General features: G+C 68.1%; 9 protein-coding genes. All 9 read left to right on the plus strand.

The features are described from left to right. Window positions 1-720 (plus strand): branched-chain amino acid ABC transporter permease (locus tag VED21_RS02520; protein WP_324880733.1); only part of this gene is annotated, 720 nt, incomplete at its 5' end. A 15-nt stretch (window positions 721-735) separates the two neighbouring features. Beyond that, a complete protein-coding gene (locus VED21_RS02525; RefSeq protein ID WP_324880734.1) occupies window positions 736-1809 on the plus strand; it encodes a branched-chain amino acid ABC transporter permease in 1074 nt (357 codons plus the stop codon). Between the two features lie 45 nt (window positions 1810-1854). Beyond that, window positions 1855-3135 carry an ABC transporter substrate-binding protein gene (locus VED21_RS02530; RefSeq protein WP_324880735.1) on the plus strand — a complete coding sequence of 427 codons (1281 nt, stop codon included), beginning with the start codon at window positions 1855-1857 and terminating at the stop codon, window positions 3133-3135. 302 nt (window positions 3136-3437) lie between these two features. After that, window positions 3438-4301, plus strand: a complete 864-nt coding sequence (locus VED21_RS02535) for an ABC transporter ATP-binding protein (RefSeq protein ID WP_324880736.1) — start codon at window positions 3438-3440, stop codon at window positions 4299-4301. 231 nt (window positions 4302-4532) lie between these two features. Beyond that, a complete protein-coding gene (locus VED21_RS02540; protein WP_324880737.1) occupies window positions 4533-5762 on the plus strand; it encodes a phenylacetate--CoA ligase family protein in 1230 nt (409 codons plus the stop codon). 26 nt (window positions 5763-5788) lie between these two features. Further along, entirely contained in the window at window positions 5789-7279 is a 1491-nt protein-coding gene (locus tag VED21_RS02545) for an aldehyde dehydrogenase family protein (RefSeq protein ID WP_324880738.1), read from the plus strand. A gap of 226 nt (window positions 7280-7505) precedes the next feature. Then, window positions 7506-8678 (plus strand): isovaleryl-CoA dehydrogenase, encoded by a 1173-nt coding sequence (locus VED21_RS02550; RefSeq protein WP_324880739.1) that lies wholly within the window; start codon window positions 7506-7508, stop codon window positions 8676-8678. Between the two features lie 20 nt (window positions 8679-8698). Further along, entirely contained in the window at window positions 8699-9883 is a 1185-nt protein-coding gene (locus tag VED21_RS02555; RefSeq protein ID WP_324880740.1) for an acetyl-CoA C-acyltransferase, read from the plus strand. A 178-nt stretch (window positions 9884-10061) separates the two neighbouring features. Further along, the coding region (locus VED21_RS02560; protein WP_324880741.1) for an acyl-CoA dehydrogenase family protein at window positions 10062-10156 on the plus strand (95 nt) is incomplete at its 3' end.

The following is a 10156-nucleotide window of genomic DNA, read 5'->3' on the forward strand; positions in this document are numbered from 1 at the left end:
TGGCAGCTGCCGTTCTGGATCGGCTTCCCGATCACATTGGCCTTCATGATGCTGTTCGGCATCATCCTGCAGGTCGTCGTGCTGCGGCCGATGATCGGCGAGCCGATCATCTCCGTCATCATGGTGACCATCGGCCTGTCGCTGTTCTTCCAGGCGCTGATGAAGTGGATGTTCGGCGTGTTCGCCAAGCCCTTCCCGCCGATCTTCTCCAGCCCGACGGTCAGCGTTCTCGGCCTCGAGGTGCAGACCGTGTACGTGGTCAGCCTCGTCATCTCGATCCTGATCATGGCGGGCTTCGGCTGGTTCTTCAAATTCTCCCGCATGGGTCTGGCCATGCGCGCCACCGCCTTCGACCAGCAGGTGGCGCAGTCGCTGGGCATCTCGGTGCGCCAGGTCTTCGCCGCCTCCTGGGCCATCTCGGCCATGGTGTCGGCGGTGGCGGGCGTCACGGTCGGTGTCGTCAACGGCGTGTCGTCGGCCTTGTCCTTCTTCGGCATCAAGGTGTTCCCGGCGGTCATCCTGGGCGGCCTGGACAGCGTCGTCGGCGCCGTGATCGGCGGCCTGATCGTCGGCGTGCTGGAGAACCTCGCCCACTACGTCGACAGCCAGTGGCTGAACTGGGGCAACATGTACGAGATCGCGCCCTTCTACGTCCTGATCGCGATCCTCATGGTCAAGCCCTACGGCCTCTTCGGCACCAAAGACATCGAGCGCGTGTAAGGGAGCCGCCGAACCATGGCCAACATCAGCCTCATCCCGTGCGGCGACTTCAAGACCGCGTACGGCGCCGACACCACCATCTTCCCCACCGTCACCAGCCGCAACTTCGCCATCGCCGGCGTCCTGCTGCTGGCGCTGTGCCCGCTGTTCATGGACCGCTACTGGCTCAGCCTGCTGATCCAGATCGGCTACCTGGGCATCGCGGCGCTGGGCCTGAACATCCTGGTGGGCTTCACCGGCCAGATCTCCATCGGGCATTCCGCCTTCTTCGGCTTCGGCGCCTTCTCGTCGGCGTGGCTGTCGAACAGCTACGGCGTGCCGGTGGCGCTGGCGATCCCGCTGGCGGGCGTGATGACCACGGCGATCGGCATGATCTTCGGCGTGCCGGCGGCGCGGCTCAAGGGCCTGTACCTCGCCATCGCCACGCTGGCGGCGCAGTACATCCTGCAGGACTTCTTCGCCCGCGCCGACTGGTTCACCGGCGGCGTGGCCGGCACCATCGCCGAGCCGTTCTCGCTGTTCGGCTTCGCCTTCGACACCGACGGGAAGTTCTTCTACGTGGCGCTGGTCTACATGGTGATCATGTACGTCCTGGCGACCAACCTGATGCGCACGCGCGACGGCCGCGCCCTGGTGGCCGTGCGCGACCATTATCTCTCCGCCGAGATCATGGGCATCAACCTGACCAAGTACCGGACGATGTCCTTCGGCATCTCGGCCTTCTACGCCGGCATCGGCGGGGCGCTGTACGCGCACTACCTGCAGTTCGTGTCGGTGGAAGGCTTCACGATCCTGTTCTCGATCCAGTTCCTCGGCATGATCATCATCGGGGGGCTGGGGTCGATCATGGGCACGCTGATGGGCACCGCCTTCATGGTGCTGCTGCCGGAGGCGATGCAGTTCATCACCACCAGCCTGTCGGGCACGGCGATCGACACCGCGCTGAACCTGAAGGATGCGATTGCCTTCTTGCGCGAGATGGCGATCGGTGTCGTGATCATCCTCTTCCTGGTGTTCGAGCCCGACGGGCTGGCGCACCGCTGGAAGCAGATCAAGGCGTACTGGAAGCTCTATCCCTTCTCGCACTGACGTCTGGCACCAACCGTTCAATCAATACATAGGGGGAAACGCGATATGTCGATGAAGACTGCTCTTCTCGCCGCCACCGCCGTCGTGGCGTTCAGCACCGGTGCCTTCGCCCAGGCGAAGATCCCGGTCGGCCACCTCGCCGACCAGTCGGGCGCCACGTCGGACGTGGGCGTGCCGTTCGGCCAGGGCGTGGCCGACGCGCTGGCGTGGGTGAACAAGAACGGCGGCGTCAACGGCACGCAGATGGCGGTGGAGACCGTCGACTACGGCTACCAGGCGCCGCGCGCCATCAGCCAGTACAAGAAGTGGTCGGGCGGCGACAAGGTCGCGGCGATCCAGGGCTGGGGCACGGCCGACACCGAGGCGCTGACCGGCTTCGTCGGCAAGGACGAGATCCCGTACTACTCCGGCTCCTACTCGGGCCACCTGACCGACCCGACCGGCAAGGGCACGCACGGCTCCAAGCCGGCGCCGTACAACTTCTTCTACGGCCCGTCCTATTCCGACGCGCTGCGCGCCATGCTGATGTGGGCGGCCGACGACTGGCAGAAGAAGGGCGGCAAGGGCAAGCCCAAGTACGTCCACATGGGCGCCAACCACCCGTACCCGAACGCCCCGAAGGAAGCCGGCGAGTCGCTGGCCAAGGAGCTGGGCTTCGACGTGCTGCCGGCCGTGCAGTTCGCGCTGACCCCGGGCGACTACACCGCGCAGTGCCTGACGCTGAAGGAATCGGGCGCCAACTACGCCTACCTCGGCAACACCGCCGGCTCCAACATCTCGGTCCTGAAGGCCTGCCAGACGGTGGGCACGCAGGTCCAGTTCATGGGCAACGTCTGGGGCATGGACGAGAACGCCGCCAAGGCCGCGGGTGCCGCCGCCAACGGCGTGGTGTTCCCGGTGCGCACCTACTCCATCTGGGGCGGCGACACGCCGGGCATGAAGACGGTGAAGGAGATTTCCAAGGTCTCCGACGCGTCGGGCAACGCCTACCGCCCCGTGCACTACATCGCCGGCGTCTGCTCGGCGCTGTACATGAAGGAGGCGATGGACTGGGCGCAGAAGAACGGCGGCGTCAACGGCCCGAACATCCGCAAGGGCATGTACCAGAAGAAGGACTGGGTGCCGGCCGGCATGGACGGCGTCTGCGCGCCCTCGACCTGGACCGAGGTGGACCACCGCGGCACCACGGCCGTGAACCTCTACCGCGCCAACGTCAAGGGTGACACCGGCGGCACGGTCGAGGAGCTGGTGAAGAGCGGAGCGATCAAGATGGAGAAGATCGCCACCGTCGACGTTCCGCGCAAGCCCGAGTGGCTGGGCTGGTAAGCAGCCCGGTCCGAGCGCGCCCCCGCCGGTTTCCCGCCACCCCCGCTTGCGGGGCTCCGGCGGGGGTGCTGCTCCACAGTTCGGTTGCCGTTCGGTTCGAAGCCCCTCTCCCTCGACGGGAGAGGGGTTGGGGGGAGAGGGGTTGGGGAGAGGGTGGTTACGGCGGGAACGCCGGAAGAAACCTCCTTCAGCGGCCTTGCCGGCCGCCATTCCCCCTCTCCCCAAACCCCTCTCCCGCGAGGGGAGAGGGGCTTTGAACCGGCCGGATGAAGCTACTGCCCTCTTCGCGATTCAGGTGCCGCATGACCACTGCCGCCCCGGCCACCGTTCCCGCCGCCGTGTCGAGCGCCGCCGCGCTGGCCGCCAAGCCGGCCAAGGCGCCGCTCTTGTCCGTCAACAACATCGAGGTCGTCTACAACGACGTCATCCTCGTGCTCCGCGGCCTCAGCCTGGAGGTGCCGGAGGGTGAGATCGTGGCGCTGCTGGGCGCCAACGGCGCCGGCAAGTCGACCACGCTGAAGGCCATCTCCGGCCTCCTCAAGACCGAGGACGGCGAGGTGACGCGCGGCGACATCGTCTTCAACGGCGAGCGCATCAACGGCATCGACCCCGACCAGATCGTGCGCCGCGGCATCTTCCAGGTGATGGAAGGGCGCCGCATCATCGCCGACATGACCTGCCAGGAAAACCTGCGCCTGGGCGCCTTCACCCGCCGCGACGGCGGCGTGAAGGACGACATGGAGATGGTCTACCACTACTTCCCGCGCCTGAAGGAGCGCACGGGCCTCGCCGGCTACCTGTCGGGCGGCGAGCAGCAGATGCTGGCCATCGGCCGCGCCATGATGGCCCGCCCGAAGCTGATCCTGATGGACGAGCCGTCCATGGGCCTGTCGCCGCTGATGGTGAAGGAGGTGTTCTCCATCATCCAGCAGATCAACAAGGATCTGGGCGTCACCATCCTGCTGGTCGAGCAGAACGCCCGCATGGCGCTGCAGGCCGCCAACGCCGGCTACATCATGGAGAACGGCAAGGTGGTGCTGGACGGCACGGCGGACGAGCTGAAGAACAACGAGGACGTTAAGGAATTCTACCTCGGCGGCGGCAACGAGGAGCGCAAGAGCTTCAAGAACCTCAAGAGCTTCAAGCGCCGCAAGCGGTGGATTTGACATTCAGTCCCTCCCCCGCCCCCGGCGGGGGAGGGAAGCCCGCGCAGCTCTCGCCGGATCTTCGATCCGGCTGGCGCGGCAGGCGGATGCCATAGGCATCCGCTGAGAGCGGCAGGGTGGGGGCAAGGTCTGTCCGAGAATCCATGAGGTTCCGGCCTCCCGTCTAGACCTTGCCCCCTCCTAACCTCCCCCGCCGGAGGCGGGGGAGGGACTAAGATCGCGGAGGCGACGTTGACCGACTTCTACGACACCCTGGAAACCCGCAGCCCCGACCAGCGCGAGGCGGAGCTGTTCGCGGCACTGCCGGCGCACGTCGCGCACGCCAAGGCGAACGCGCCGTATTTCGGCCGGCTGCTCGCCGACGTGGACCCGGCGTCCATCCGCGACCGCGCGGCTCTGGCCGCCCTGCCGGTCACGCGCAAGTCCGACCTGATCGCGCTGCAAAAGGACGAACCGCCCTTCGGCGGCCTCGCCGCCGTCGCCATCGGCAGCCTCGCCCGCGTCTTCGCCTCGCCCGGCCCGATCCACGATCCGGAGCCGCATGGTAAGGACCCCTGGCGCACCGCGCGCGGGCTGTATGCCGCCGGCTTCCGCGCCGGGCACGTGGCGCACAACTGCTTCGCCTACCACCTGACGCCCGCCGGGTCGATGTTCGAGACCGGCGCGCACGCCGTCGGCTGCGCGGTGATCCCGGCCGGCACCGGCAACACGGAACAGCAGGCGCAGGTGATCGCCGCGCTGAAGCCGCAGGGCTACATCGGCACGCCGGACTTCCTGAAGATCATCCTGGAGAAGGCGGACGCGCTGGGCCTGGACTGCTCGTCGGTGAAGTTCGCGCACGTCACCGGCGGCCCGTACCTGCCGGACGCGCGCGCCTTCTACGAAGGGCGCGGCATCGACGTGTACCAGGGCTACGGCACCGCCGACCTGGGCCTCGTCGCCTACGAGACGCCGGCCCGCCAGGGGCTGGTGGTGGAGGAGGGCTGCATCGTCGAGATCGTCCGCCCCGGCACCGGCGACCCCGTGCCGGAGGGCGAGGTGGGCGAGGTGGTGGTCACCATCTTCAACGCGGCCTACCCGCTGATCCGCTTCGGCACCGGCGATTTGTCGGCGGTGCTGCCGGGCACCAGCCCGTGCGGGCGCACCAACATGCGCCTGAAGGGCTGGATGGGCCGCGCCGACCAGACCACCAAGGTCAAGGGCATGTTCGTCCACCCGCAGCAAGTGGCCGAGGTGGTGCGCCGCCACCCGCAACTGAAGAAGGCCCGGCTGGTCGTCGGCCGGCAGGACGCCAGCGACACCATGACCCTGCGCTGCGAGAGCGAGGAGACCGGCGACGCGCTCGTGGCAGCCGTGCGTGAGACGCTGGCCTCCGTCACCAAACTGAAGGGTACGGTGGAACTCGTCGCCCCCGGCGCGCTGCCCAACGACGGCAAAGTCATCGAAGACGCCCGCAGCTGACCCAGAATCCAGAGGACTGAAGAGACATGTCGACCATCGCCCCGCAGCTCGATCCCTTCGCGCTCGCCAAGGAACTGTCCGGCAAGCACTTCATCGACGGCGCGTTCCGGCCCGCCGCCAGCGGCAAGACCTTCCCCGTGGTGAACCCGGCCACCGGCGAGCAGGTGGCCGAGGCCGCCTATGGCGAGGCGGCCGACGTGGACGCCGCCGTGGCCGCTGCGAAGAAGGCGCAGAAGGAGTGGGCCAAGCGCCCGGCGCGCGAGCGCGGCAAGCTGGTGGCCGAGTGCGGCCGTGTCCTGGACGCCCACAAGGAAGAGATCGCGCGCCTCGTGGCGCTGGAGACCGGCAAGGCGCTGCGCACCGAATCGCGCGTCGAGGCCGGCGTGCTGTCCGACGCCTTCACCTTCTTCGGCGGCCTGGGCGGCGAGCTGAAGGGCGAGACGGTGCCCTTCAACCCGACCATGCTGACCATGACCGTGCGCGAGCCGGTGGGCGTGGTGGGCGCCATCATCCCGTGGAACGTGCCGCTGATGCTGATGGCGCTGAAGATCGCGCCGGCCATGGTGGCGGGCAACGCGGTCGTCGTGAAGTCGGCCGAGGAGGCGCCGCTGGCCGTGCTGCGCGCCATCCAGCTGATCAGCACCATCCTGCCGCCGGGCGTCATCAACATGCTGTCCGGCTACGGCCCGGAATGCGGCGCGCCGCTGGTCGCCCACCCGGACGTGCACAAGGTGACCTTCACCGGCTCGGTCGAGACCGGCAAGATCGTCTACAAGACGGCGGCCGAGAAGCTGATCCCGGTGACGCTGGAGTTGGGCGGCAAGAGCCCGATGATCGTCTGCGGCGACGCCGACCTGGACCAGGCGCTGGCCGGCGCCATCGCCGGCATGCGCTTCACCCGCCAGGGCCAGAGCTGCACCGCCGCGTCGCGCATCTTCGTCCATGACAGCATCCACGACGTGTTCGTGGAGAAGCTGAAGGAGAAGGTGAACGCCATGAAGATGGGCGACCCGCTGGACGAGTCGACCGACATCGGCACCATCGTGTCGCGCCAGCAGATGGATCGCGTGCAGAGCTATATCGCGCTGGGCAAGGAGGCCGGCGGCACGGCGCACGTCTGCTCCGCCATGCCCACCGACGCCAAGCTGACCAAGGGCCTGTACGTGCAGCCGCACATCTTCACCGGCGTGAAGAACACCGACCGCATCGCCAAGGAGGAGATCTTCGGCCCGGTCTGCTGCATCATCCGCTGGACCGACTACGACGACGTAATCGAGCAGGCCAACGACACCGAATACGGCCTCGCCGCCACCATCTGGACGCGCGACATCAAGCTGGCCATGGACGCGGTGACGCGCCTGGAGGCGGGCTTTGTGCAGGTGAACCAGAACCTCGTCGTGCAGCCGAACCTCAGCTACGGCGGCGTCAAGACCTCCGGCCTCGGCAAGGAAGCCACGCTGGAGGCGATGCTGGAGCACTTCACGCACAAGAAGACGATCATCATCAACATGAAGTGAGGAAGCAGTCCCTCCCCCGCCTCCGGCGGGGGAGGGAGGGGCCCCAAGCTTCGCTTGGGGAGGGTGGGGGCAACGGCCTCTCGGGAAAGCCGTTGCCCCCACCCTCCCGCGCTTTGCGCGGGTCCCTCCCTCCCCCTGCGGGGCAGGGGGAGGGACTTGATTTTGATTTCACCATACGCTACCGTATGGCCCAGACAAAAACGCCCTTCGACGGGGGAGGATCCGCATGCTCTCGAACCAATACCCGACGCTGAACTTCGACCTGGGCGAGACCGCCGACATGCTGCGCGACAGCGTGCGCAACTTCGCCCAGGACGAGATCGCGCCGCGCGCAGCCGACATCGACCGCGAGAACGAGTTCCCGGCCGACCTCTGGCGCAAGATGGGCGACCTCGGCATCCTCGGCATCACGGCGGAGGAGGAGTACGGCGGCGCCGGCATGGGCTATCTGGAGCACGTCGTGGCGATGGAGGAGATCTCCCGTGCCTCGGCCTCGGTGGGCCTCAGCTACGGCGCGCACTCCAACCTGTGCGTCAACCAGATCCGCAAGAACGGCAACGAAGCCCAGAAGAAGAAGTACCTGCCGAAGCTCATCTCGGGTGAGCACGTGGGTGCGCTGGCGATGTCGGAGCCGGGGGCCGGGTCGGACGTCGTGTCGATGAAGCTGCGCGCCGACAAGAAGGGCGACCGCTACGTCCTCAACGGCACCAAGATGTGGATCACCAACGGCCCGGACGCCGACACGCTGGTGGTCTACGCCAAGACCGATGTCAACGCCGGCCCGCGCGGCATCACCGCCTTCCTGATCGAGAAGGGCTTCAAGGGCTTCTCGGTCGCGCAGAAGCTGGACAAGCTGGGCATGCGCGGCTCCAACACCGGCGAGCTGGTGTTCGAGGACTGCGAGGTGCCGGAGGAGAACGTGCTGGGCACCGTCGGCAAGGGCGTCAACGTCCTGATGTCCGGCCTGGACTATGAGCGCGCGGTGCTGTCCGGCGGGCCGCTGGGCATCATGCAGGCGTGCATGGACGTGGTCATCCCCTATGTCCACGACCGCAAGCAGTTCGGCCAGTCGATCGGCGAGTTCCAGCTGATGCAGGGCAAGCTGGCCGACATGTACACCATCATGAACGCCGCCAAGGCGTACGTGTACGCCGTCGCCAAGGCCTGCGACCGTGGCGAGACGACGCGCAAGGACGCGGCGGCCGCGATCCTGTACTCTGCCGAGAAGGCCACCTGGATGGCGCTGGAGGCGATCCAGACGCTGGGCGGCAACGGCTACATCAACGAATACCCGACGGGCCGCCTGCTGCGCGACGCCAAGCTGTACGAGATCGGCGCCGGCACCTCGGAAATCCGCCGCATGCTGATCGGCCGCGAGCTGTTCAACGAGACGAAGTGAACGGGAAGGGACAGAAGACCATGACCGACACCATCGTGATCGCCGGCGCCGCCCGCACGCCGATGGGCGGCTTCCAGGGCGACCTGCTGCCGCTGACCGCCTCGCAGCTGGGCGCCGCCGCCATCAAGGCCGCCGTCGAGCGCGCCCGCATCTCGCCGGACGACGTGGGCGAGGTGATCATGGGCTGCGTGCTGCCGGCCGGGCAGGGGCAGGCCCCGGCGCGTCAGGCGGCGCTGGGCGCCGGCCTGCCGCAGGCGGCGGGCTGCACCACCGTCAACAAGATGTGCGGTTCCGGCATGAAGGCCGCCATGCTGGCGCACGACCTGATCAAGGCGGGGGCCGCCGACATCATCGTGGCCGGCGGCATGGAGAGCATGTCGAACGCGCCCTACCTGCTGGACCGCGCGCGCGGCGGGTACCGCATGGGGCACGGCCGGGTGCTGGACCACATGTTCCTGGACGGGCTGGAGGACGCCTACGACAAGGGCCGCCTGATGGGCACCTTCGCCGAGGACTGCGCCCAGCATTACCAGTTCACCCGCGAGGCGCAGGATGCCTACGCCATCGAGAGCCTGACCCGCGCCCGCCGCGCCATCGAGGACGGCAGCTTCGCCGGCGAGATCACGCCGGTGACGGTCAAGGGCCGCAAGGGTGACACGCAGATCACCATCGACGAGCAGCCGGGCAAGGCGACGCCGGAGAAGATCCCCGGCCTGAAGCCGGCCTTCCGCCCGGATGGCACGGTGACGGCGGCGAACGCGTCCTCCATCTCCGACGGCGGGGCCGCGCTGGTGCTGACCACGCGCGCGCTGGCCGAGAAGCGCGGCCTGCCCATCCTGGCGACGGTGACGGCGCACGCCACGCACGCCCAGGCCCCGGCGTGGTTCACCACGGCCCCCGTCTACGCCATCCAGAAGGTGCTGGAGAAGGCGGGCTGGAATGCCAAGGACGTCGACCTCTTCGAGATCAACGAGGCGTTTGCGGTGGTCGCCATGGCGGCGATGCGCGAGTTGGACCTGCCGCACGACAAGGTGAACGTGCACGGCGGCGCCACGGCGCTGGGCCACCCGATCGGCGCGTCGGGTGCGCGCATCCTGGTGACGCTGCTGGCGGCCCTGGAGAAGAACGGGCTGAAGCGCGGCGTGGCCTCGCTCTGCATCGGCGGCGGCGAAGCCACCGCCATGGCGGTCGAGCGGGTGGGGTAAGACGTACCAAGTCCCTCCCCCTGCTCCGCAGGGGGAGGGAAGGGACCCGCGAAGCGGGAAGGGTGGGGGCAACGGCTTTCCCGGGAGGCCGTTGCCCCCACCCACCCCAAGCGGAGCTTGGGGCCCCTCCCTCCCCCTGCGGGGCAGGGGGAGGGCAAGAAAAGAAAGGGAGACGAGGATGCGCCTCACCGAAGAACAGCAGATGGTGCGCGACATGGCGCGGGCCTTCGCGCGGGACCGGCTGGCGCCGACCGCGGCGGAGCGCGACCGCAC

It is taken from the genome of Azospirillum sp., assembly GCF_035627195.1.
Classification (GTDB): Bacteria; Pseudomonadota; Alphaproteobacteria; order Azospirillales; family Azospirillaceae; genus Azospirillum.

Excerpts from the sequence above, each read along its gene's own strand:
- VED21_RS02545 (WP_324880738.1), top strand. The coding sequence starts at position 5,789 with ATGTCGACCATCGCCCCGCAGCTCGATCCCTTCGCGCTCGCCAAGGAA.
- VED21_RS02550 (WP_324880739.1), top strand. The coding sequence starts at position 7,506 with ATGCTCTCGAACCAATACCCGACGCTGAACTTCGACCTGGGCGAGACC.
- VED21_RS02555 (WP_324880740.1), top strand. The coding sequence starts at position 8,699 with ATGACCGACACCATCGTGATCGCCGGCGCCGCCCGCACGCCGATGGGC.
- VED21_RS02525 (WP_324880734.1), top strand. The coding sequence starts at position 736 with ATGGCCAACATCAGCCTCATCCCGTGCGGCGACTTCAAGACCGCGTAC.
- VED21_RS02535 (WP_324880736.1), top strand. The coding sequence starts at position 3,438 with ATGACCACTGCCGCCCCGGCCACCGTTCCCGCCGCCGTGTCGAGCGCC.
- VED21_RS02530 (WP_324880735.1), top strand. The coding sequence starts at position 1,855 with ATGTCGATGAAGACTGCTCTTCTCGCCGCCACCGCCGTCGTGGCGTTC.